This is a genomic window from Actinoplanes subtropicus (assembly GCF_000721705.1).
In the GTDB taxonomy this organism is placed as follows: domain Bacteria; phylum Actinomycetota; class Actinomycetes; order Mycobacteriales; family Micromonosporaceae; genus Actinoplanes; species Actinoplanes subtropicus.
In genome coordinates this window covers 119,727-142,949 of sequence record NZ_JOJL01000010.1, presented here as the reverse complement: position 1 = coordinate 142,949, position 23,223 = coordinate 119,727, and the positions used below count along the sequence as shown (strand labels likewise).

The 23,223-nt window shown below is 71.7% G+C and carries 21 protein-coding genes; 9 read left to right on the top strand and 12 right to left on the bottom strand.

Annotated features, from left to right (window positions below; all coding sequences use genetic code 11):
- Position 1 precedes the first annotated feature (1 nt).
- The 4 genes from IH26_RS0115945 to IH26_RS0115930 all read left to right on the top strand — a co-directional run bounded on the left by IH26_RS0115945 (position 2) and on the right by IH26_RS0115930 (position 5,535).
- Positions 2 to 988, top strand: a complete 987-nt coding sequence (locus tag IH26_RS0115945; RefSeq protein ID WP_030436978.1) for a sugar phosphate isomerase/epimerase family protein — start codon at positions 2 to 4, stop codon at positions 986 to 988.
- Positions 985 to 2,487 (top strand): DUF1593 domain-containing protein, encoded by a 1,503-nt coding sequence (locus IH26_RS0115940; RefSeq protein ID WP_030436977.1) that lies wholly within the window; start codon positions 985 to 987, stop codon positions 2,485 to 2,487. Before IH26_RS0115945 ends, IH26_RS0115940 begins: the two co-directional genes overlap by 4 nt.
- Positions 2,488 to 2,594: 107 nt before the next feature.
- Positions 2,595 to 4,226: an alpha/beta fold hydrolase gene (locus IH26_RS0115935; RefSeq protein WP_157437212.1), complete on the top strand. Its 1,632-nt coding sequence runs from the start codon at positions 2,595 to 2,597 to the stop codon at positions 4,224 to 4,226.
- Between the two features lie 58 nt (positions 4,227 to 4,284).
- Positions 4,285 to 5,535, top strand: a complete 1,251-nt coding sequence (locus tag IH26_RS0115930) for an SAM-dependent methyltransferase (protein ID WP_030436975.1) — start codon at positions 4,285 to 4,287, stop codon at positions 5,533 to 5,535.
- Here the strand turns inward: IH26_RS0115930 and IH26_RS0115925 are convergent.
- Positions 5,516 to 6,661: a glycosyltransferase gene (locus IH26_RS0115925; protein ID WP_030436974.1), complete on the bottom strand. Its 1,146-nt coding sequence runs from the start codon at positions 6,659 to 6,661 to the stop codon at positions 5,516 to 5,518. The two genes, IH26_RS0115930 and IH26_RS0115925, sit on opposite strands and share 20 nt — an antisense overlap.
- On the opposite strand from IH26_RS0115925, the gene IH26_RS61290 reads away from it, so the two are divergent.
- Positions 6,662 to 7,312 carry a hypothetical protein gene (locus IH26_RS61290; protein WP_169789758.1) on the top strand — a complete coding sequence of 217 codons (651 nt, stop codon included), beginning with the start codon at positions 6,662 to 6,664 and terminating at the stop codon, positions 7,310 to 7,312.
- Between the two features lie 47 nt (positions 7,313 to 7,359).
- Here the strand turns inward: IH26_RS61290 and IH26_RS0115915 are convergent, their stop codons facing one another.
- The gene (locus tag IH26_RS0115915; protein WP_030436972.1) at positions 7,360 to 7,920 is read right to left on the bottom strand and encodes a carboxymuconolactone decarboxylase family protein; all 561 of its coding nucleotides are present in this window, start codon (positions 7,918 to 7,920) and stop codon (positions 7,360 to 7,362) included.
- Positions 7,921 to 8,029: 109 nt separating this feature from the next.
- Between IH26_RS0115915 and IH26_RS0115905 the strand changes: the two genes are divergently transcribed.
- Positions 8,030 to 9,688: a gamma-glutamyltransferase gene (locus tag IH26_RS0115905; RefSeq protein ID WP_245665220.1), complete on the top strand. Its 1,659-nt coding sequence runs from the start codon at positions 8,030 to 8,032 to the stop codon at positions 9,686 to 9,688.
- A gap of 49 nt (positions 9,689 to 9,737) precedes the next feature.
- On the opposite strand, the gene manD is transcribed toward IH26_RS0115905, so the two are convergent.
- From manD to IH26_RS0115875, 6 genes are read right to left on the bottom strand one after another with little or no spacing between them, the layout of a single operon-like run.
- Positions 9,738 to 10,943 (bottom strand): D-mannonate dehydratase ManD, encoded by a 1,206-nt coding sequence (gene manD / locus IH26_RS0115900; protein WP_030436970.1) that lies wholly within the window; start codon positions 10,941 to 10,943, stop codon positions 9,738 to 9,740.
- Complete coding sequence (locus IH26_RS0115895) at positions 10,940 to 11,809, bottom strand: ABC transporter permease (RefSeq protein ID WP_030436969.1); 870 nt, start codon at positions 11,807 to 11,809, stop codon at positions 10,940 to 10,942. Before IH26_RS0115895 ends, manD begins: the two co-directional genes overlap by 4 nt.
- Positions 11,806 to 12,678, bottom strand: coding sequence for an ABC transporter permease (locus tag IH26_RS0115890; protein ID WP_030436968.1), 873 nt, complete (start codon positions 12,676 to 12,678; stop codon positions 11,806 to 11,808). Before IH26_RS0115890 ends, IH26_RS0115895 begins: the two co-directional genes overlap by 4 nt.
- Positions 12,675 to 13,721 (bottom strand): ABC transporter ATP-binding protein, encoded by a 1,047-nt coding sequence (locus IH26_RS0115885; RefSeq protein WP_030436967.1) that lies wholly within the window; start codon positions 13,719 to 13,721, stop codon positions 12,675 to 12,677. Before IH26_RS0115885 ends, IH26_RS0115890 begins: the two co-directional genes overlap by 4 nt.
- Entirely contained in the window at positions 13,718 to 14,917 is a 1,200-nt protein-coding gene (locus tag IH26_RS0115880; protein ID WP_030436966.1) for an extracellular solute-binding protein, read from the bottom strand. The genes IH26_RS0115885 and IH26_RS0115880 overlap by 4 nt, the downstream gene beginning before the upstream one ends.
- A gap of 14 nt (positions 14,918 to 14,931) precedes the next feature.
- A complete protein-coding gene (locus IH26_RS0115875; RefSeq protein ID WP_030436965.1) occupies positions 14,932 to 15,918 on the bottom strand; it encodes a LacI family DNA-binding transcriptional regulator in 987 nt (328 codons plus the stop codon).
- 209 nt (positions 15,919 to 16,127) lie between these two features.
- On the opposite strand from IH26_RS0115875, the gene IH26_RS0115870 reads away from it, so the two are divergent.
- Together IH26_RS0115870 and IH26_RS0115865 are read left to right on the top strand one after the other, a co-directional pair.
- Positions 16,128 to 17,183, top strand: a complete 1,056-nt coding sequence (locus IH26_RS0115870) for a hypothetical protein (protein WP_051808183.1) — start codon at positions 16,128 to 16,130, stop codon at positions 17,181 to 17,183.
- A gap of 221 nt (positions 17,184 to 17,404) precedes the next feature.
- Positions 17,405 to 18,310, top strand: a complete 906-nt coding sequence (locus tag IH26_RS0115865) for a hypothetical protein (protein ID WP_030436963.1) — start codon at positions 17,405 to 17,407, stop codon at positions 18,308 to 18,310.
- A gap of 29 nt (positions 18,311 to 18,339) precedes the next feature.
- On the opposite strand, the gene IH26_RS0115860 is transcribed toward IH26_RS0115865, so the two are convergent.
- From IH26_RS0115860 to IH26_RS0115850, 3 genes are all read right to left on the bottom strand, one after another.
- Positions 18,340 to 19,308, bottom strand: a complete 969-nt coding sequence (locus IH26_RS0115860) for an MBL fold metallo-hydrolase (protein ID WP_030436962.1) — start codon at positions 19,306 to 19,308, stop codon at positions 18,340 to 18,342.
- Positions 19,309 to 19,329: 21 nt separating this feature from the next.
- A complete protein-coding gene (locus tag IH26_RS0115855; RefSeq protein WP_051808182.1) occupies positions 19,330 to 20,355 on the bottom strand; it encodes an NAD(P)/FAD-dependent oxidoreductase in 1,026 nt (341 codons plus the stop codon).
- Between the two features lie 289 nt (positions 20,356 to 20,644).
- Positions 20,645 to 21,238 (bottom strand): AbfB domain-containing protein, encoded by a 594-nt coding sequence (locus IH26_RS0115850; RefSeq protein ID WP_030436960.1) that lies wholly within the window; start codon positions 21,236 to 21,238, stop codon positions 20,645 to 20,647.
- Between the two features lie 226 nt (positions 21,239 to 21,464).
- Between IH26_RS0115850 and IH26_RS53580 the strand changes: the two genes are divergently transcribed.
- Positions 21,465 to 22,268, top strand: a complete 804-nt coding sequence (locus IH26_RS53580; RefSeq protein ID WP_245665219.1) for a phosphotransferase family protein — start codon at positions 21,465 to 21,467, stop codon at positions 22,266 to 22,268.
- Positions 22,269 to 22,314: 46 nt separating this feature from the next.
- On the opposite strand, the gene IH26_RS0115840 is transcribed toward IH26_RS53580, so the two are convergent.
- Complete coding sequence (locus IH26_RS0115840) at positions 22,315 to 23,154, bottom strand: NAD-dependent epimerase/dehydratase family protein (RefSeq protein ID WP_030436959.1); 840 nt, start codon at positions 23,152 to 23,154, stop codon at positions 22,315 to 22,317.
- Between the last annotated feature and the right edge of the window lie 69 nt (positions 23,155 to 23,223).

Sequence of the window (23,223 nt, the reverse complement as noted above, 5' to 3'; positions counted from 1 at the left end):
CATGTCCGAGTACCCCGTCTTCGGCGCCGGCCTCTGGCACTTCGCCACCTACGTCGACCGCTACGCCTCCGACGGCTACGGCCCGGCCCGAACCACGCTCGACGCGATCGCTCTGGCCGGCCGGGTCGACGACCTGTCCGTGGTCGACCTCAACTACCCGTTCACCCCCGGCGTGGGACTCGGCGAGGTCAAGGACGCGCTCGCCGAGCAGGGTCTCAAGGCGATCGGGATCACGCCGGAGATCTATCTGCGCAGGTTCAGCCGGGGGAGTTTCACCAACCCGGACCCGGGCGTACGCAAGGCTGCTCTTGATCTTATGCACGAGGCGGCCGGGATCGTGCGCGACCTCGGGGCCGACTATGTGAAGATCTGGCCCGGTCAGGACGGCTGGGACTATCCGTTCCAGGTCGACCACCGCACGCTGTGGAAGCTGGCCGTGGACGGCATGCGGGAACTGGCCGGCGCGCACCCCGACCTGCGCTTCGCGATCGAGTACAAGCCGCGCGAGCCGCGGGTGAAGATGACCTGGGACTCGGCCGCGCGCACCCTTCTGGGCATCGAGCAGATCGGCTTGGACAACGTCGGCATCCTGCTCGACTTCGGGCACAGCCTCTACGGTGGCGAGTCGCCGGCCGACGCCGCGCAGCTCATCATCGATCACGGCCGGCTCTACGGCATGGATGTGAACGACAACCTGCGCGGCTGGGACGACGACCTGGTGGTCGGCACCGTGCACCTCACCGAGATCTTCGAGTTCTTCCACACGCTGCGGAAGAACAACTGGGAGGGCGTGTGGCAGCTCGACCAGTTCCCGTTCCGCGAGGACTCGGTCGACGCCGCGAACACGGCCATCACCACGCTCAAAAGGATTCACCGGGCGCTCGACCGGCTCGACACGGCGGCGCTGGCCGAGGCGCAGGAGCGGCAGGACGCGATGGCCGCCCAGCGGCTGGTGCAGGCCGCGCTCTTCGGGGAGGCGCCGGAATGAGGCGTCTCGCGACGGCTCTGCTCGCGACGGGCGCTTTGCTGGCGGCCTCGGCGGCGCCGGCGTCCGCGCACTCCTACCCCACGGCGAAACCGCGGACCGTCGTCACCATCGACATGGAGCAGGACGACCTCGCGTCGCTGATCCGGTACCTGCTCTACACCGACGATGTCGACACCCAGGGGATCGTCTACACCAGCAGCCGCTTCCACTGGGCCGGCGACGGCCAGGGGACGAAGTTCTTCCTGCCCGGGCGCGAGTACACCACGCCGCAAACCTCGTGGCGCTGGACCGGCACGCGAACGATCCAGGACAAGGTGCTCCCGGCGTACGCGAAGGTCTATCCGAACTTGAAGCGGCACGACGCGGACTATCCGACGCCGGCCCGGCTGCTCTCGAAGGTGCGGACCGGCAACATCGTCTTCGAGGGCGAGATGGCGCAGGACACGCCCGGATCCGATCTGATCCGATCGCTTCTGCTCGACCGTGACCCGCGGCCGCTCTACTTGCAGGCGTGGGGCGGGACCAACACGATCGCCCGGGCGTTCAAATCGATCGAAGAGCGCTATTCCGGTACGCCGCAGTGGCACCGGATCCAGCAGGCGGTCTCGGCCAAGGCGGTCATCCTGGCCAGCGGGTTCCAGGACGAGACGTACGCGAACTACATCGCGCCGAACTGGCCACAGATCCGCGTCGAGGAGCTGTCGGCCGGCTACGCGACCTGGGGCTACAACTGCAATTTCGGCAATACCGGCAACATCCGCGGGCGGCCGGCCGACCAGGTCTACTTCAGCGGCGCGTGGATCAGGCGGAACATCCAGACCGGGCCGTACGGGTCGCTGTACCGCTCGTGGCTGGACGGGCAGTCGATGCCGGGGGATCCGCTGGACATCTTCGGTGACCCGGTCGCGGCGAAGACCGGCTGGTGCCCGCCGCTCGGCCCGTACGACTTCCTCTCCGAGGGGGACAACGTCGCCTTCAACCCGTTGCTGGACACCGGAATCCGGTCGCTCTCGCTCGGCGGCTGGGGCGGCCGGGTCACCCAGGTGAGCACCTCGCCCAACCTGTGGAAGCCGGCCGCCACCGAGAAGGACCCGACCGGCGCGGAGGTCGCGAACTACACGACGCTGCGCTGGGCGGCGGCCGCGCAGAACGACTTCGCGGCCCGGATCCAGTGGACGCTCACGCCGCACTACGCGGAGGGCAACCACGCGCCCTCGGTCCGGATCGCGTCGGGTCCGGTCGTTCGCGCGCGACCGGGGTCGACCGTGCGCCTTTCCGCGCGGGTCGCCGATCCCGATCGCGATCGGGTGACCACCAAGTGGTGGCAGTACCGCGAGGAGGGCACCTATCCGGGAGCGGTGGTGATCGATCCGCACGGCACGGTCACGGTGCCCGCCGACGCACGACCGGGCCAGACCATCTCGGCGATCCTGGAGGGCACGGACGACGGCAGCTTCCCGCTGACCCGATACGACCGGGTGTTCATCCGAGTGTTCTGAGCCGACCGCCGGAACCGGGAACTCGGCCATTCCGCGCGGCTCGAACGGAGCCGGGACCGCCTGAACGGGCGGCACGCTCCGTCAGCCGGCCGTGACAGACTGCGGGCGTGAATTGGCTATCGCCGGTCGGGGGGCGCCGGTGGCCGGCGGTCGTGTTCGGCCTGCTCGCCGCGGCGGCCGGGGCCGTGGTGCTGCTGGGCGACTGGACCTCGGCCGCGGCCCTGGCGGTGTTGCAGCCGGCCGGGCTGGCGCTGCTCGCGCTGACCGCGCTGCCGTGGGGCGGCCTGGTCGCGGTCGCCGTCGCCGCGGCCGGCGCCGTCCTGGTCACCCGGCCCGACGTGACGATGCGCGAGGTGGCCATGGTGGTCGCCGGCGTCCTGATCGTGGGCCCGCCGGCCACCCACGTCGCGGCCGCGCTCGGCCGGCGACGCGGCGCCGCCGCACCCGCGCAGGCCTGGCTGCTGACGGCGATCGGCGTCGTGGTCGCCCTCGTCGGCGTGTTCCGGCCGTCGACCACCGGGTACGCCACGGGTGCCTTCCTCACCGTGGCCGGCCTGCTCGTGGCGGCCCGGGGCTGGTGGCGGGCGGGAGCCGCCGCGGTCATCGCCGTGCTGCTCGCCGCCGGCCTGGCCGTGCAATGGATCGACCCGCATCCGGGCGCCTTCTACGCCGCCCCGAAGGATCCGCCGGCCGGCCACGGCACGCTCCTGCGCAGCGAACCGCTGGCCCGGAACGTCCCGGCCGGCGCGCACGCCTGGCGGATCCTCTACACGACCACGCGGGAGAATGGCAGCGCGACCGTGGCCAGCGCGGTCGTCGTCGCGGCGAGCGCGGCGCCGGCCGGGCCGCGCCCGGTGGTCGTCTGGGCGCACGGCGCGACCGGCATCGTCCCCGGCTGCGCGCCGTCGCTCGGGTCCGACCCGGTCGGCGTCGACTCGATCCCGGACGTGGCGGCGGTCCTCGCTGCCGGCTGGGTGGTGATCGCCCCCGACTACCCCGGGCTGGGCACGAGCGGCCCGCACCCGTTCCTGAGCGGGATCGGCGCGGCCCGCTCGCTGCTCGACGCGGTGCCGGCGGCCGGCCGGGTCGGCGGGCTCACCCTCGGCGGCCCGGCCCTGGTGTGGGGGCATTCGCAGGGCGGGAACGCGGCCCTGTGGAGCGGGATCATCGCGCCGTCCTACGCACCGGCGGCCCGGCTGGCCGGGGTGGCCGCGCTCGCCCCCGGCAGCGGCCTGCCGCAGCTGGCCCGGCTGTGGGGCGACGGGATCTACGCGGCGTACCTGATCCAGGCATACAGCGAGATCTATCCCGACGTGCACTTCGACGCGTACGTGCGGGCCGGCGCGCGGGCGCCGGTCCGGGAGCTGGCCGGCCGTTGCCTGGACGATCCGAAGGTGTACCTCTCCGGCCTGTCGGTGCTGCTGGGCGGCCGGTCGATCTGGTCGGCCGGGCCGGACACCGGCGCCTTCGGCGACCGGCTGCGGCAGAACGTGCCGGCCCACCCGATCGGCGTGCCGGTGCTGATCGGTCAGGGCGCCGCCGACACCACGGTGCCGGCGACCGTGCAGGACGCGTACGTCCGGCAGTTGTGCGCGACCGGCACCCGGGTCGACTACCGCACCTATCCGGGCCGCGACCACGTCGGCATCTTCGCCGGCGACTCGCCGCTGCTGCCCGACCTGATGCGGTGGAGCCGGGACCGCCTGGCCGGGACGCCGGCCCGTACTGGTTGCGGTTAGATGATCACTATCTGATGAGCTCTTGCGGGGGCGGTGTGGATCGCCGAGGCTGCTGCTTATGACGGAGACCGGCGTCCCCACCACTCCCGCGACCAGCTGGCCCGATGTGGAGCGCGTACCCCGCGCCCCGCTGCGCGCGACCGCCGCCAGGGCGCTGCTGAAGTTCGTCGCCGGCCGGATCCCGGTCCGGGTCGTCACCGGCGACGCGCCGCAACCCCCCGGCCCGCCGGTGCTGCGGCTGCGCCGGCCCGAAGCGTTCTACCGCCGGATCGGCACCACCGGGCTGATCGGGCTCGGCGAGGCCTACCAGGCCGGCGACTGGTACGCCGACGACCTGACCGGCCTGCTCACCGCGGCCGCGGCGGCGATGAGCGGCTCGCTCGGCGGCTACCGCAAGCTGGCCAAGCTGCGCCACGTGCCCTGGCTGCAGCCGCTGCACGGCGCGCGATCGCCGGCCGAGGAGGAGAACACGGTCGACGGCGCCCGCCGCAACATCCAGCGCCACTACGACCTGTCGAACGAGATGTTCGCGCTCTTCCTGGACGAGACGATGACGTACTCGTCGGGCCTGTTCGCCGGGCCGGAGGACGAGGACCTCGCCGCCGCCCAGCGCCGGAAGATCGATCGGCTGCTCGACCTGACCGGCGTCGGCGACGGCACCCGGGTCCTGGAGATCGGCACCGGCTGGGGCGAGCTCTCCATCCGGGCCGCCCGGCGCGGCGCCCAGGTGCACACCATCACCATCTCGACCGAGCAGCAGCAGCTGGCCCAGCGGCGGGTGGCCGAGGCGGGTGTCGCCGACCGGGTGACCATCGAGCTGCGGGACTACCGGCACCTCGCCGACGAGCGGGGCTACGACGTGGTGGTCAGCGTCGAGATGATCGAGGCGGTCGGTCGCAAGTACTGGCCCGACTACTTCGGCGCGATCGATCGGCTGCTCGCGCCGGGCGGCCGGGCCGGCATCCAGGCGATCACGCTGCCCGACGACCGGCTGGAGTTCGCCGACACGTACACGTGGGTGCAGAAATACATCTTCCCCGGCGGCGTGCTGCTGTCGACCGAGGAGGTGGAGCGGCAGCTGGCCGCGGGCACCTCGCTGCGGCTGGCCGAGAAGCGCGCGTTCGGCTGGAGCTATGCGAAGACGCTACGGGCGTGGCGGGGGAACTTCCTGGCCAATGCCGATCGGGTTCGATCGCTCGGCTTCGACGACATCTTCGTGCGCACCTGGGAGTACTACCTGGCGTACTGCGAGGCGGGGTTCGTCTCCGGCGAGATCGACGTCCATCAGCTCATTCTCGATCGGTCGTGAGCGCGTCGCGGTAGGCGTCCATCGTCCGATCCGCGAAGAGCGAGGGCGTTTCCGCGTACGCGATCCGCCGCGCCCGCTCGACGGCGTCGCCCGGATCGTTCTCGAGCGCGGCCCGCAAGGCGGCGGCGAGCGACTCCGGGGTGGGCTCGGCCAGCCGGGCGGCCCCGCCGAGCGGGTGCGCGGCCGCCAGTTCCCGGTCGACCAGCACGATCGGGAGCCCGGCCAGGGCCGCCTCGTGCAGCACGATGCCCTGGGTGTCGGTGGTGGACGGAAAGGCGAACACGCCGGCGTGGCGATAGACCGCGAGCACCTCGTCGCCGTGCAGCGCGCCGGTCACCGCCGTGTCTTCGGTCAGGCCCGCGCGGGCGAGCCGCCGAGGCAGGCCGAGCCGCCGGGAGACCGGCCCGGCCAGCACCAGCCGAGCGTCCGGCCGCTCCCGCCGGAGCCGGGCGAACGCGTCCAGCAGCAGCGGGATGCCCTTCTCCGCGGAGACCCGGCCGACAAAGAGAACGGTGGGGTCCCGCCGATCGGAAACGGTCGTCCGATGCGGCGGCGGCGTGGCGATGACCCGCGTCTTGTGCGCGTAGTGCGCCGCCGTCCGGCAGTGCCGCATGGCCGTCGCGGTGGGCAGGATGATGACCCGGGCGGCCTCGAAGACGCGCACATTGGCGGCCGCCACCGCCGCGTACCTGCCGAGGCCCTTGACCTTGGGGCCGCGCGGCAGGGAGCGGGCGTAGATCGCGGTGCCGGCCCGGATGACCAGCGTGGGGTAGTAGTAGAACGCCGAATAGCCGTGCACGTCGGTGTGGTACGTGTAGACCGCCGGGATGCCCAGCTCGCGGGCGACCGTCAGCCCGGCCGCGCCGAGCGGTCCCGGCGTGTGCACGTGTGCCACATCGGGCCGCCAGTCGCGCACCTTCCGGCGCATCACCAGCGGGAAGAGCGAGAACCGGAAGTCACCCATCCCGGTCGGCAGCGCCGGCACCCGGATGTCGCCGCGCCCGGTGCTCACCACCAGACTCGAGTGACCGCGAGCCGCCATCTCCGACGTGAGCAGCCGGATCGACGCGGCGATGCCGTTCACGCCGTCCGCGGCGGCGTCCGAGAAATGTGCGATCCTGACCACGTGGCCGCGTCCCCCGCACCTCGACCTGGTGCCTCGACGGTACCGGTCGCGGCCGCTCTGCTGGTGCTCGCGGCGAATTTCCTCGCGCTCTGTCTCTTCTGGACGTTCGGCCGCCGCGTGCCCGGCCTGCCCGGGCCGTTCGCCTTCGCCAGCGTCACCTGGGGCGATTCGCTCGCGCTTCCGGCGATGACCGGCCTGCTGACGTACGCGGTCCGCGCCCTGCCGCCGGCCCGCGCCGATCGCGCCTTCGCGGTCACCTCGGCCGTGCTCGCCGGGGCGGCCGGCGCGACCTCGCAGGCCCTGTGGCTGACCGCCGACCATCCGCGCACCAACTGGACGCTGCCCCGCGCGCACCGGTTCACCGCGGCCGGTTGGTATCACGCGGCGTTCGTCACCGCGTTCTGCGCCGGCCTGGCCGCGCTGCTCGCGCTCGCGCTGAACCGGGTCATCCTCGCTCCGCACCGGCCGCGCCGGGCCGTGACCGCGATCGGTGCGGCGATCGTTTGCGGTCTCGCCTTCGCCGCCCTGCTGGCCTCCGACGCCGGCACGACACCGACCGGAGCGGGCCTGATCGGGGTCCTGGCCGCCGTGCCGGTCGCCCTGCTCGCGGCCGCGGTGATCGTGGTCCGCCGGGTGCGCGGCGCCGACTGACTACGGCGGCCGTGATCGTGGTCTGCCGGGTGCGGGGCGCCGGCCGACTACGGCGGCGGGTTCCGGGGCGCCAGGTAGCCGTCGCGCACGATCCGATGCACGCCGTGCAGATAGGCCTCCGGCGCATCCGGGGTGAGCGTGGCCAGCCCGTCCACGTACCGGTTGAACATGCTGAACGCCGCCGCGATCAGCACCGTGTCATGAATCTCCCGGTCGGTGGCCCCCTCGGCGTGCGCGTCGGCCACCAGCCAGGCGGTCACGCTGCGGCCGTCCTCGCGCACGGCGGCCGCGATCCGCAGCAGCGACCGAAGTTTGGAAGTGATCGGCGCGGTCTCCAGATCGGCCCGTACCTCGTCCACGAGCCGCACGCCCTGCGGGAGCTGAGCCGCCGCGAACGCCGCGTGTGATGCCGCGCAGTACGCACATTCGTTCAGCTCGGAAACATAGGCGGCGATCAGTTCCCGCTCCCCGGGCGACAGCGTGCTCGGCCCCCGCAGCAGCACCTCGGCCAGCATCATCAGCGGCCGCCCCGTCTCCGGCCGGTATTGCAGCAGCCCCTGGATCCCCGGGAACGCCTGCTCGTCAACGCCGAGGTCGATGTGCGCCATCGCAGCAGGATAGGTGTCCGGCGAGCACTCGAAAACCCCATCGTCGCGCTGACCGGAACGGGACGGCGTCCCTAGGATCGACTCAGTCGCCGATCACCCGGGAGGAACGATGGCTGTCGCGGTTGCCGCACCCCATCCGGCCGCGGTCGAGGCCGCGCGGGAGGTGGTCGCCCGCGGCGGCAACGCCTTCGACGCGGCGCTTGCCGCGGCCGGGGCGCTCGCCGTCGCCTACCCGCATCAGTGCTCGGCCGGGGGTGATCTGGTCGCGATCGTCCGCGTGGGCAGCGCCGGCGGGCCGCTTTCGCCCCCGGCGGCCGGGATGCCGCCAGCTTGGGCCTCGGGGGCGGCCGAGGCGTCGCCAGCCCCGGAGGCGGGCGGGGCACCACGAGGCGCGGCGCGCGGGGTATGGCGAGGCGCGGCGGGCGGGGTACCGCGAGGCGCGGCGGGCAGGGTGTCGCGAGGCTCGGAGGCGGGCGGGGCGGCGGGAGCACCGAAGGCGGGCGGGGTGCCGGGCGCCCCGGAGGCGGATTGGGGCGCGCGAGGTTGGCCTCCGGAGGTGGCCGGGATGCCGCGGGCGGTGCTGTCGATCGGGGCCGCCGCGGCGGCGGTGGATGGCGCGGGGCTGCGGGCGGCCGGCGATCGGATGCCGTTCGACGGGCCGCAAACGATCACGGTGCCCGGGGTGGTGGCCGGCTGGGCGGCGATCGCCGGGTTCGGTGCGCGACTGACTTTGAGCGAACTGCTCGCGCCGGCGGTCCGGCTCGCGGCCGAGGGGGTTCCGTTCAGCCCCGGGCTGCGGCGGGCGATCGCCTATCGGATCGGCGCGATTCGGTCGGATCCGGGCCTTTCCGCTCTCCTGATGCGCGGCGACGGCCGTCTCGTCCAGCCGGTGCTCGCCGAAACGCTCACCGCGATCGGAGCCGACTGGCGGTCCTTCTACGAGGGCGAGCTGGGCCGGCGACTCGCCGAGGGCCTCCGCAAGCTGGGCAGCCCGCTGGTGGCCGCCGACCTGGCCGCCCACCGGGCCGAGGTGGTCGCGCCGCTCACCCGGACGATCGGCGACGTCACCTGGCATGCCGCGCCGCCGCCGGTGCAGGGGCCGACGTTCCTGGCGGTCGTCGGCGCCGACGATCTGCTGGCCGCCTCCCAGCGCGCCCGGCAGGCCCGCGACGCGCTGCTCGGCGACCCGCGCACCGGCCCGATCGAGCTGGCCGCAATGCTCACGCCCGATCCCGAACGATCGGATTCGCTCCCGGAAGAGCCAAAACCGACCGGCGACACCGTGGCGGTCACGGCGGTGGACGACGACGGGAACGCGGTCACGCTGATCCAGAGCGTTTTTGAGAGTTTCGGATCGGGTCTGCTCGACCCGGGAACCGGTCTCGTGCTGCACAATCGCGGGGCGTCGTTCCGCCTCGAGCCGGATCACCCGGGACGGATCGCCCCGGGCAGCCGCCCGCCGCACACGCTCTGCCCGACGATGGCGCTGTCCGCCGCCGCCGTGCTCGCGCTCGGCTGCCAGGGCGGTCGCAACCAGCCGTGGATCCTGGCCCAGGTCGCGAGCGAGGCGCTCGACTCCGCCGACCTGGTCGGCCTGCTGACCCGGCCGCGCTGGTACTTCGAGGGCGCCGAGCTGATCACCGAGCCCGGCGTCGACGCGCTCGACGACGACGCCGGCCACCTTCAGGTCAGCCGCCTCCGCCACGGACAACTCGCCGCCGCGAGCGACCCCCGCGCCGACGGCCTGGGTGCGGTGCTGGGGGAGTAGAGCGCTGAATGCCGCGGTCGCGGCATGCCGTGACCGTCGCGGAGCGGGGTCACCAGTCGTGCAGGGTGCCGTCCGTCAGACGGTTCACCGGCAAAGAGGCCGGGCGGTAAGGGTATTTCGCGGCGAGCGCTTCGTCGATGTCGACGCCCAGCCCGGGCTCCTCCGACGGGTGCAGGTAGCCGTCCGCGTAGCGGTAGCCGTGCGGGAACACCTCGTCGGTCTCCGGGGCGTGCGGCATGTATTCCTGCAGGCCGAAGTTGGGGATCGCCAGGTCGAGATGCAGCGCAGCGGACATGCAGACCGGCGACAGATCGGTCGCGCCGTGCGAGCCTGTTCGCACCTGATGCAGCGCCGCGAGGTCGAAGATCCGGCGCAGGTGGGTGATGCCGCCGGCGTGCACGACCGTGGCCCGGACGTAGTCGATGAGTTGTGAACGGATCAGCCGCTCGCAGTCCCAGATCGAGTTGAAGACCTCGCCGACCGCCAGGGGAGTGGTCGTGTGCTGCCGGATCAGCCGGTAGCCGTCCTGCAGTTCGGCCGGCACCGGGTCCTCCAGCCAGGTCAGCGCGTACGGCTCGAGCGCCTTGCCGAGCCGCGCCGCCTCGATCGGGGTGAGCCGGTGATGCGCGTCGTGCAGCAGCCGCAGGGTGGGGCCGAACTCGGCGCGGACCCGCTCGAAGACCGCCGGTAGGTGCGCCAAATAGTGCGGCGTGGACCATACCGCCTCCGTCGGCAGAGCGGCCGAGGCCGGCTCGTAGACCGTCGCCGTCGACACACCATAAATTTCGGAAATGTCCGGAATAGCCGCCTGGACGCGGACGGCGGTGTAGCCGCGGGACACGAAAGAGGCGACGGACGATAGCAATTCGTCGATGGTGGCACCGTTCGCATGACCGTACACGGAGACGCCGGAGCGCGACCGCCCACCCAGAAGTTGGTAAACGGGAAGCCCGGCCACCTTCCCCTTGATGTCCCACAACGCCGTATCGACCGCCGCGATGGCCGTCATCGTGACCGGTCCCCGCCGCCAATAGGCCCCCTTGTAGAGGTATTGCCAGGTGTCCTCGATCCGCGCCGGATCCCGCCCGATCAGAAGCGGAACAACATGCTCATCGAGGTACGCGGCGACGGCGAGTTCCCGCCCGTTCAGCGTGGCGTCCCCGACCCCGGTCAGACCGTCGGAGGTCTCGATCTTGAGCGTGACGAAATTGCGGCCCGGCGAGCAGACGATCACCCGGGCCGCGACGATGTTCATTGCGGCTCCTCCTTGACCCGCGCCACCAACTGCGTCGGATTGACGAACCGCAACGCGATGACGAGCAGCACCAGCATCATCGAGGTATAGATGACCGCCATCGCGTCCACCGACTGCTGAGCCCGGATCCCGGCCGCCGACATCGTGTAGTAGAGCGCCACCACCAGCGTCTGCGACTCGGGCCCGGCGGTGAGGAAGGTCAGCTCGAACATGCCGACCGTGCGCACCAGCACCAGGATCGACGCCGCCAGAATGCCCGGCACCAGCAGCGGCGCGAGAATCCGCAGGAACACCTGCCACGTCCGGGCGCCGCACATCCGGGCCGCCCGCTCGATCGCCGGGTCGACCTGCTCGATGAACGGCGTCATCGTCAGGATCACGAACGGGATGGACGGCACCAGGTTGGCCAGCACCACGCCCGCCATGTGCCCGGCCAGCCCGTATTTGTAGAGGACCGTCGCGAGCGGAATGCCGTACGTGATCGGCGGCATCAGGATCGGCAGCAGGAACAGCAGGTAAACCACCCGCCGGCCGGGAAAGGTGCGCCGCGCCAGCACGTAGGACGCGGGCACCCCGACCAGCACCGAGATGCCCACCACCAGCAGCGACACCTCGACCGTCACGATCAGCACGTCGAGCAGCGTGAATTCGTGCCAGGCCTGCCCGTACCACTGGGTGGTCCAGCTTTCCGGCAGCCAGGTGTCGAACCAGCGCCGGCCGAAGGAACTGACCACGACCGAGCCGATGATGCCGGCCAGCATGAGGAAGAAGAACGTCACCGAGCCCCACACCAGCCACGCGCCCGGCGACGCGGCGATCCGGAAACGGCGGCGGGTCTCCTGGGCGGGAACGGCGATCGCGGTCATCCCTTACCTCCCGTGGATCCGGTGTAGAACAGCGACCGCACGCCGAGCACGGCGGCCACCACCGCGAGCTCGACCACGCCCATCACCACCGCGATGGCGCTGGCGAGCGGATAGTCGTAGGACTCGTAGGCGGCGTGATAGGCCGCGATGGAGATGACCCGGGTGGTCCCGGCCGGATCGCCGACCAGAATGGCGGACGGGAAAACGCTGAACGCCAGCACGAAGGTGAGGCAGAACGTGGTGGCCAGGCCGGGCGCGAGCAGCGGCAGGGTGATCCGGTGGAAGCGCGGCCACCAGCCCGCGCCGAGGGTCGCCGCCGCCCGTTCCAGGGTCGGGTCGATGCCGGAGAGATAGGACAGGATCAGCAGGAACGCGAACGGGAACCCGGTGATCACCAGGGAGAAGAACACGCCCCAGTAATTGTTGGTCAGGCGCACCGGCGCGTCGATGATCCCGGCCGACATCAGCGTCCGGTTGAGCCAGCCGGTGGGGCCGAGGAAATTGAGCAGGCCCTCGGCGGTCAGCACCGTGCCCAGCGTGATCGGGACGACCAGCAGGGTGGTGAGGAGCCGTTTCCCGCGGAAGCGGCCGCGCATCCGGTAGGCGATCGGCACCGACGCCGCCACATTGAGGAAGGCCGCCGGCAACGACAGCTGCAGCGTCGTCCCAATCGTGTCTCGTTGATAGGCGTCGGTGAAGAAGTCCTTGTACGCGCCGAGCACGCCACCGTGCGTCGGCTGGAAGGAGAGGCCCACCCCGTACGCGAAGGGGTAGACGAACAGGGTCAGCACGCAGAGCAACCCGGGGACCAGCAGCAGTAACTGCCGGTCCACGCCGCGTTCGGCCAGGCGGTGACGGAGCGCGGTCACAGCGGGAACACCAGCACTCGGGCCGGGTCGGCGACCACCGAGATCTTGTCGCCGGGCGACGGCCGCTCGGCCGCACGCAGGTGCAGCATCGTGCCCTGCTCGGTGCGGGCCTCGACGGCGAGTTCGCGCCCCTGGTACTCGACCACCTCGACGGTGGCCGGCACCCCGCCCTCGCCCAGCCGCAGGTCCTCCGGGCGGACCCCGGCCATCGCCTCGTCACCGGCCGTGAGCTCGCCGATCGCGGTGCCACGCAGCGTCATGCCCCCGCCCTCGACCTCCACGAACGCCGGGGACGCCGAGACGACCCGCATCGGCAGCAGGTTGCGGTAGCCCATGAAGTCGGCGACGTGCCGGTTCGCCGGCCTCGTGTGCAGCTCCTCGGGGGCGCCGACCTGCTGGACCCGGCCGTCACGCAGCACGACCAGCCGGTCGGCCATCGACAGCGCCTCCTCCTGGTCGTGCGTGACGTAGACCGTGGTGAGGCCGAGCGACTGATGCAGCCGGCGGATCTCGGTACGCATCTCCAGCCGCAGTTTGGCATCCAGGTTGGACAATGGCTCGTCCATCAGGACCAGTGACGGTTCGAGGACCACCGCGCGGGCGATGGCGACCCGCTGTTGCTGACCGCCGGACAATTGGCCGGGCAGCTTGGTGGCGTGCTCCTCCAGGCGTACGAGCCGGATCGCCTCGTCGGTGCGGCGCCGGACCTCGGTCCGCGGCAATCGCCGCATCTGCAGTCCGAACGCGACGTTCTTGCGCACCGAAAGGTGCGGGAACAGGGCGTAGCTCTGGAACACCATGCCGAAGCCGCGGCGCTCCGGCGGCAGGGTGTCGAGGCGTTTGTCGTCCTGCCAGATGCTGCCCTCGGAGAGCGGCAGCAGGCCGGCGAGGCAATTCAGCGCGGTCGATTTACCGCAGCCGGACGGGCCGAGCAGGGCGATGAACTCGCCCTTGCGGATCTCCAGGCTGAGCCCGGACAGCGCGTCCTTGCCGCCGAAGCGACGAGTCACACCGTCCAGGCGCAGCTTTTCGAACGTTGTCACTTCTTCACCTTCGCGCCGCCGATCTGACGGTCCCACGTGTCGAACGCGGTGACCAGGGCCTTCGCGTCCAGCGGGACCTCGAGCGGGTTGCCGGCGATGAGCTGGTCGTACTCGGGACGGCCGTATTCGCCGATGGCCTGCTGGCTCTCCTGCGGGGCCATCGAAAGGGTCACGTCCTTCACCGCGGGGCCGGGGTAGAAGTAGCCCTTGTCGTACGCCTTGGCCTGTTGTTGCGGGGTGAGCATGTCCTTGAGCAGGTTCAGGATCGCGGCCTGCTTGTCGACGTCGACGCCCTTGGGGATGACCGCGTAATGCGCGTCGGTGACCCAGTGGAAGCCCTTCAGGGTGCCGACCGCGGCCTCCTTCGGCACGGTGCCGAGCACGCGCGGGTTGATGTCCCAGCCGGTCGTGCTCGCGATGATTTTCGCCGAGCCGTTCGCGAGGTTCTTCATCGTCTCGCTGGTGGACGACGGATAGAGCGTCACATATTTGTTCAGCTCGGTCAGATAGGCCCAGGTCTTGCTCCAGCCGTTGACCGGGTCCTTCGGGTTCGAGTCGCCCAGCAGATAGGGCAGGCCCATCAGGAAGGTACGCCCGGGACCCGAGTTGGCCGGCCGCGCGTATTGCACCGCGCCCGGGTTGGCCTTGGCGTACGCCAAAAGGTCTTCGGCGGTTTTCGGCGGGTTCGGCACCTTGGCCGGCAGGTACTCGATCAGCGGGCCGGACGGGTAGTAGGTGACGGTCACGCCGAAGTTGCCGGCCAGCTTCTGCATCGCCGCGGCGCCGGGCAGGTAGTCGTTCATGCCGGGGACCCGGTTCGCGTACGTGGGCAGCACCGGCACCCACAGGCTCTGGTCGATGCCGGCGGCGAGCCCGTCGACGCCGGTGAGCACCAGGTCGATGTCGACGCGCCCGGCGTTCTGCTGGGCCTTGACCTTGCCGACCAGCTCGGGGGCGGTGGCCTTGGAGTAGGTGACCTTGGCGATCTGATCCTTGTTCTTGGACACGAACTCGTCGATCATGCCCTGGGTCAGCTGGAGGTCGCCGGCCACGTCGAGGATGTTCAGGGTGACCGCTTTGCTCGGCTTGTCGGGGACCGGGCCGTCGGTCTTGGCGGAGCCGCCGGGTTTGTCCGGGGCACCGCACGCGGCGATCGCCAGGACGGCGGCTAGAGCTATCGCGATTTTGCGGGACATTTGGGAGTATCCCTTCATGCGTTGGCGGGACCGGTGGAGCCGCGCACCATCAGCTGGGTGGGCAGTTCCCGCCGGGCCGCGGTCTGGCGGTCCGGCTCGGCAAGGAGTTGCAGGAGCAGATCCACGCCGGCCCGGCCGGACTGCTCCTTGGGCAGGGCGACGGTGGTGAGGGAGGGGTTGACCATCGCCGCTAGGGCGATGTCGTCGAAACCGAGCACGCTGATGTCGGCCGGGACGGCCACACCGCGGGCGGTGAAACGGTTGAGCAGGCCGAGCGCGATCAGGTCGTTGAACCCGATCACGGCGGTCACCCGGGCGGCGAGCACCTGATCGGCCGCGGCCACGCCGCCCTCGAACATCGGCAGCACGTTGCCGATCTCGACCAGGTCGACGCTCATCTCGCCGGCGACCAGGCGCAGCGCGCGGACCCGTTCCCGGTTCGCCCAGGCGGAGCGCGGACCGGCCACGTACGCGATCCGGCGGTGCCCCAGAGCGGTCAGGTGGCTGACCGCTTGGCGCATCGCGTCGGGGAACTCGGCGGTCACCGACGGCACCCGGGCGATGCGCCGGTTGACCAGCACGACCGGGGTGTCGGCGACCAGCGTGCGCAGTTCCTCGTCGGGCATCCGGGGGGAGCAGAGCACGATGCCGTCGACCTGTTTCGACAGTCGTCGCACCAGGCCGGCCTCGGCGGCCTCGTCCTCGTCGGTGTCGGCGAGGAAGACCGCGTAGTCGGCCTCGTGCGCGCGGGCCTGCACGCCCTTGACGACGCTCGGGAAGAACGGGTTGCCGAGGTCGGGGACGAGCAGGCCGATGTTGCCGGTGCGGCCGGTGATCAGGCCGCGCGCGGCGCGGTTGGGATGGTAGCCGAGGGTCGCCGCGGCCCGGCGGACGCGATCGCGGGTCTCCGGATGAACCAGCTCCGGCATGGTGAGCGCGCGGGTGACAGTGGACGCCGAGACGCCCGCCGCCCGGGCCACGTCCTTGATGGTCACCGCCATGCCGCCCCCTCGCCGGAGTTCCCGGTCAGTTTGAAATCCATTTCGGACCGATGTCAAGGCATCGAGCATGATCTTTTAATTTTCCTTACCAAGGTGGATGATTTTCGATGAAAACGTTGGCGATCTTGAAGCATCCGGGTGCGCCAGCGGATGAAGTCGGCCGCACGGATGACCCCTCGCCGGGAGCGCGTTGGGCTACGCTCCGCGGCGTGTTCTCGGACGATGTTGACGCCGACCTGAGCCGGTTGGCCGACGATCCCAAGTTCCCGCACCGCGACGCGGCGCGCCGCGCTGCCCGGTTCCGGGCCGAGGGCGACGTCGCCGACCTGGTCGCGATCGTGGACGACGCGCATCCGTGCGGGATGACCGACGTGATCTTCGCGATGGCCGGCGCGACCCGGCCGTGGCTCAACTGGGTGCCGATGCCGGCCGAGGCGATCGCCAACGTCGCCAACCAGGTCGGCCGCAGCCGGGCCGAGGGCGAACAGGTGCAGCTCGGCGCCCTGTTCGTGTCCGCCGCCGAGCCGCCCAGCGCGATGGTGGCCTGCCAGCGGGTGGCCGGCCCGGTCGAGGTCGAGATCGGCGACTTCCCGCAGCCGGACATCCGCACGCCGGTGCGCGACGTCCGCTACCGGGTGTGGCGCTACGACGGGGAGACGCCCGTGCCGGCCGTTCCGGCGCCGGCTCCGGACGCCGTACGTGTGCTGCACGAAGTCGCCAATGAACCGTGGCCCTCGCTGCTCTCCGGGTACGTGCAGGCGGAGCCGCTCGGCAAGCTGCCGCTGGACGGCCTGCTCGGGCTGCTGTCGCACCTGCCCGGGCCGCCGGAGACGGCCCGCTGGCAGCAACTGGCCACCACCACGCCGACCTACTGGTACCGGCTCCTCCAGCCGTGGGTGTGCCTCGGGATCCTGCACCACGCGGCGGACGAGCCGTGGCTGGTGTCGACCCGGCGCGAGGTGCTGATGGACCTGGCCTTCGGGGTCGAGGACTGGGTCTCCGACGCGGCGCTGTTCGCCCTGGTCACGGTCGCCCACCGGGAGCCGGAACAGCGGGCCGAGGTGCGCGCGCTGGTGCGGGCCCGGCTCGACGCGGCGATGGCCGCGCCCCGGCTGGTGACGATCGGGGAATCGCTCGCCCGGCTGATGCTGATCACGCCCGGCTGCACGGCCGGCGATCGGTCGGCGGCCGAATCGGTGCTGGCCGCCGCCGAGGACGAGGAGCCCGCTCCGCCGAAGAAGAAAAAGCGCTGGTGGCGGCACTGAAGGTGGTGGGCGGCGTCGCGTCCTGGTCCCGCACGCCCGGGACGCGGCGCCGCCCGGGGAATCACGTCGTGCGACGCTAACCCCGCGCCGCGTGCACGGTCCTCCACCGGGCAGATGATCGGGCCCTGGCCGACCATCCGGTTTTGCCGTGCGGACACTGCGGGTTCCATCGATCCTTTTGGTTGCGTGGGCCGTATCACCCCGGGAAAGGGGTGCCCACCATGCTCGACAGACTCCTCTCCCGTACCGGGCCCGAGGCTCCGCCCGACCTCGTGGTGCCGCCGCCGGTCATCGACGAGCCGACGCAGAAGCTGAAAGTCATCCTGCCGTCGGTCCCGCAGCGGATTGCCGCCCGGGCTGTGATCGTTTATGAGCAGACGCCCCGCCGGCCGTGGCGGTTGTGGGCGTTCACGGCCGTGCTGGTCGCGCTCACGATCGGCGTGGTGCTCGGGCAGGCGGAGGCGTTCCAGCCGGTCTCCCGGGGCGCGACCGCGCAGGCCGCGGTGGTGCCGTCGGACGTGCCGGCGCCGGTCGCCCTGGCCGTCCCGGTGACCGCGCCGCTGGGCGCCGCGAAGGCGCTGGTCTTCGAGGTGACCGGGGAGGCCACGGCGGTGCACGTCGCGAGCGCCGACCTCGGCGGTCTGCTCTACAGCATCGTGCCGATCGGCGTGAGCGAGGCGCCCCGGATCACCGACTCGCCGCGCGGACCGCGGCTCGCGCTCGCCAGGACCGGCGTGGAGATCCGGCTGAGCGCGAAGGTTTCCTGGACCGTACGCCTGGCCGCGGCCTCCGCCGATCAGACGGTCGACATGCGCGCCGGCGGTCTGGCCGCGATCGAGTTGACCGGCGCGTCGGCCCGTACCGAGCTGACCCTGCCGCGCCCGCGGGCGACCGGGAAGGTGACCGTCTCCGCTCCGCAGCGAGCGCTCAAGGTGTCGACCGTCGGCGTCGTGCCGGTCCGGTTGCGGCTCGACGGGGGAGCGCAGAGCGCCGTCGTCGACGGCAGGACCCACCGGCAGGTCAAGCTCCGCACGACGCTCACGGCCACCGGTTGGCAAACCGCCAAGCTGCGGTACGACGTGAGCGCCCCCGCCGCGCTGGGCTCGGTGGTCGCCGATCACATCTGATCGGTTTTGTGGTGATCGGCTGGGCGCCGTCACAGCTCGAAGCGGCTGCCGACCCCGTTCGGGCGGAACGCGTCGGGCAGGGCCGCCGCGAGAGCCTGCTGCGCCTTCCACGAGGTGCAGTGCGCCGGGACCAGCACGGACGGCGCCTCCTCGACCATGGCGGCGACCGTGTCGGTGACGATCTGGCCGTACTGCAGGTGGAGGCCGCCGAGCACCGCGTAGAGCCGGTCGACGCCGGTGAGCCGCTTGGCGTACCGGATGATGTTGATGATCCCGGAATGCCCGCAACCGGTCAGGATGACCAGGCCCCGATCGCGAACGTTCAGGACGATCGCCTGGTCGTCGTGCACGGCCCGGTCGGGCTCCCAGGCGCCGTCGCGGAACGCCTGGTGACCGGGCGGCATGCCGGTCTCGAACGGCGTGGTGCGGTCGACCTCGCCGGTCACCAGGATCGCGTCGTCGAGCAGGAACGACGGCTGTCGCTCCTCGACCACGGTGAAGCCGGCGCCCTCGATCGCCGACCGGCTCGGCGTCGGGAAGTCGAGCGTGCGGTCCGGCAGCACGAGCCGGCGCCGCAGCCAGAAGTCGGGATGCAGGAAGACCGGCAGACGGGTGGGGCCGAGCCGGGCGGCGAGCCCGTTGAGCCCCATCACGTGGTCGAAGTGCCCGTGGCTGAACACGATCGTCTCGAACGTCTCCGGCCGGATCGCCAGCCGATCGAGATTGCTCACCACGCCCTCGGCCGAGATGCCGGTGTCGAACAGGATGCGGCGGCCGCCGACCTCCACCATGGCCGAGAACCCGTGCTCGGCGCGGAGGAAGTCGAAGGACTGCTTCTCCTCGGCGAGCTCGGCCGGCAGCACCGCGAGCGGGCTCGCCGAGCCGGCAAGTCCCCAGCGGCGGACGAGGCCCTCGTCGGGCAGGAGCGCGTCCGACGAGTTGTCCATCAGGGTCGTGATGTGCACGCCGTCGACCGGCGCGAGGCTGATCTGCTGCACGTTCGTGAGCGTACGCCCGCTTCAGGACCGGAAACGCGCCACCGACAGCGCGGCGGGCACCGGGGAGCCTTTTCCGGTCACCGCGCCCGCGGCGAGCCGGGCCAGCGCGGGCGCGATCTGGATGCCGTAACCGCCCTGCCCGGCCACCCAGAACAGGCCCGGCGCGGCCGGATCGGCCCCGGCCACCGGCTGCCGGTCGGGAGCGAACGTGCGCAATCCCGCCCACGCCGTCTGCACCGAGCGCAGGCCGAGAACGGTCGCCTCGTTGACCCGTTCGATCGCGCGCGCCACGTCGACGTCCTCGGGGCGGGCGTCGCACGGCTCGCTCGGCGTCTCGTCGGCCGGCGACACGAGCACGCCGACCCCCTCGGGCCGGAAGTAGAACGTCTCGCCGACATCGCCCACGATCGGCCAGTTCCGATCGACCCCGGACGCGCGCACCACCGCCGCGGTCCGCCGCATCGGTCGCATGCCGATCGGTTCCGCCCCGAGCGCGGAAGCGATCCGATCCGCCCACGCCCCGGCCGCGTTCACCACGATCGCCGCCTCGACCGGGCCGGCCGCGGTGTCGAGCAGCCAGCGGCCGTTCCTCGGCCGGCCGGACCGGACCGCGGCGTCGAGCACGATCCGGGCCCCGCGTCGCCGCGCACCGCCGAGATAGTGCTGGTGCAGGCCCATCACGTCGATCTCCTGGGCGCCCGGCTCGAGCAGCGCCGCGGCGCACCAGCCCGCGCGCAGAACCGGGCAGAACTCCTCCGGCCGTGGCGCGGGCTCGAGGGTGGGCTGGGCTGCCGCCATGGCCTCCAGTTCGGCAATCTGGTCGGGTGGGGCGACCCAGACGATCGGGCGCGGCTTGAGCAGCTCGCCGGCGGCGTCGAAGTCCGCCCGTGACTCGGTGGTCAGCCGCCGCACCTCGGGGGTGCCGTAGCTCTCCAGGAACATGGCCGCCGACCGGCCGGTGGTGTGGTACGCGGGGCGGCTCTCCTGCTCCAGCACCACGACCGAGCCCGCGTCGGAGAGCTCGTACGCGATCGAAACGCCGGCCATCCCGGCCCCGATCAGGCCAGTATCTCGCGGGGCGAGTATCTCGCGGGGCGAGTATCTCGCGGGGCGAGTATCTCGCGGGGCGAGTATCTCGCGGGGCGAGTATCTCGCGCGGTGAGTATCTCGCGCGGTGAGTATCTCGCGCGGTGAGTATCTTCCTGAGCGAGATACTCGCCGCGCGAGAGAACTCAGACGACGCTGCAGGCAGTGCCGTTCGCCGGGTCGACCATCCCACCCAGTACGCCGACTTCGCCTGCAACAGCGTGTCGAACAGCAGCGGCGCAGAACAAGGTCAGGCGAGCGGCTGCCGGACCATGAACGCGCCGCTGGCGTCGAGCGCGCCCACCCGGATCAGATCGCCGTCGTGCCGCACGAACGATCCCGGCCGGCCGAAGAGCTCCAGCGCGATCGACTGCGGAACCGCGCCGCGCCGGGCGCACAGGGTCGCATCCGATCGGAACCGATCGCTCCGGTCGGCGTTGCTCAGTCGCAGCCGCTCCGCCGAGCGCCGCAGATACCGTCCGTCCGCGGCCCGGAACGAGAAGCAGGCCGGATCGGCGAGCCCGGACACGACGACGAAGGTCGCCGCCCGGCGATCCTCGACGGAACTGTTCGGCCCCACCGCGATCAGCGCGCCGACGTCGCCCGCGGCGCCGACGAAACTCCCGGTCACATCCGCCGACTCCAGCGACACCGGCCCGAACATGCGCTGCGGCCCGATCGATCGGTACGGCGCGGGCCGCCCGGCCAGCACCGGATCGCGCGGGTTGGACGCCGTCCACCCGGCCACGCACAGCCCGATCCCCAGCGCCAGCGTCCCCGCGGTGAGAGCGATCGCGATCGGATGCGCGCGTACGCCCCGCAGGATCGATCCGACCAAAGCCATGCAGCCCCATTCGACGCGCCCGATGCTACGAAAGCCTATGAAGACATGCAAGAAGGTCAAAACCTTTCCCGGTACGGGTGGGTAGAGTCACGCCGCATGGCACCCCGACCCGTGGCCCGGGACGACCTGGCCGGCGTGGCGCGGGCCGCGCTCGGCCGCCACCGCGCCCTGGAATCGGGTCGCCCGGCTGGCGGGCGGCAGCCGCACGGGCGTCTACCGCCTGACCATGGACGACGGCGCCACCGCGATCGCGTATCTCTGGGCCGCCGGCGAGAACTACTGGCCGGACGCCGCGGAGGACGACGATCGCGACCCGTTCTCGTCCAGCGCCGGCCTCGACCCGTACGAGGCCGCCCGGCACCGCCTCGACCGCCTCGGCCTGCGCGTGCCGGAGGTCTACCTGCGCGACCGCGGCCACACCCACCTCCCGGCCGACCTGATCGTCCTCGAGGACTTCCCCGGCGGGAACCTGGAGAGCCTCCTCGAGCGCGACCCCGCCGCGGCGACCCCCACCATGGAGCGCCTGGCCGCCGACCTGGACCGGATGCGCCGGCACCGGGCCCCCGCCTTTGGCAAGGTCGCCCTGGTCGAGGCCGGCGGCACCGCCCGCCGGCCGACCTGCGAGCGGACGGTCCTCGACCTCGCCGAGCGCTGCCTGGCCGAGGCCGCCGCCCGGGACCCCCGGATCGCCGCCGCCCGTGATCGCCTCGACCGCCGCCTCCACGACCTGGCCGACGCCGTGCGCCCGCGAGCGGAGTACTCCCTGATCCACGGCGAGCTGGGCATGGACCACGTCCTGATCGATCGCGACCGCAATCCGGTCCTGATCGACATCGAGAACCTCATGTACTTCGACGTCGAGTGGGAACACGTCTTCCTGCGTATCCGGCTGCGCGACGAATACCACCGGGTGACCACCACCGGCCTCGACGAGGCGCGCCTGGCCTTCTACCTGCTCGCCCAGCGCCTCTCGCTGACCGCCGGCCCGCTGCGCCTGCTCGACGGCGATTTCCCGACCGGGCGTTCATGAGCGCGATCGCCGAGCACAACCTCACCGAGGCGTTGTCGCTGGCCGCTCAGACGTGATCGCGCCAGCTGTGCCGCGGCTCGTAGCCGAGCAGCCGCCGCGCCTTGTCGATGGAGAGCAGCGTCTCGCGCTCGCCCAGCTCCTTGCGCACCTCGACGCCCGGGTAGACGGCCGCCGCCAGGCTCGCCGACGACCGGCTCATCACCGTGTCCGCGTTCGCGATGATGAAGATCTCCACCCCGGTGGCCCGGTAGTCGAGCGCCCGGCGCACCGCCTGCGCCCCGTCCCGCGCGTCGATGTAGCCCCACAGGTTCCACTTGCGCAGCGCGGGATCGTCGTCGAACGACGGGAACTCCAGGTAGTCCTCGGGGTCCATCACGTTCGAGAAGCGCAGCCCGATCATCTTGAGCTCCGGATTCCACCGGCAGAACTGCGCCGCCATCGTCTCCTCGAGATGCTTGGCGAGCGCGTACCGGGACTCGGGCCGGGCCGGGTACTCCTCGTCGAGCGGGATGTACGGCGGCGGCGTGTCGAACGGGATGCCCAGCAGCGTCTCGCTCGACGCCCACACCACGTTCGTGATGCCCGCTGCCTTGGCGGCCGCGAAGACGTTGTACGTGGCGACGATGTTGTTCTGGAAGGTGGCCGCGTTGCCGGTGATGCCCGGCGCCGGGATCGCGGCGAGGTGCACCACCGCGTCGATGTGGTCGTACCGGTCGTCGATCGCGGTCAGCGCCTCGATCGTCTGGCCGTAGTCGGTCAGGTCGATCCGGATGTCCGGCCGGACCGCCGCGGCGTCCAGGTTGACCACCTCGTCGCCGGCCGCGCGCAGCGACGCGACCACCGCCCGGCCGAGCTTCCCGGTCCCACCGGTGACCGCGATCCGCATGATTCCCCCAAAACGAAAACATCTCCCAGTGCCGAGCCTAGCGATGAATTCGGTGCCGCGGCCCGGTCT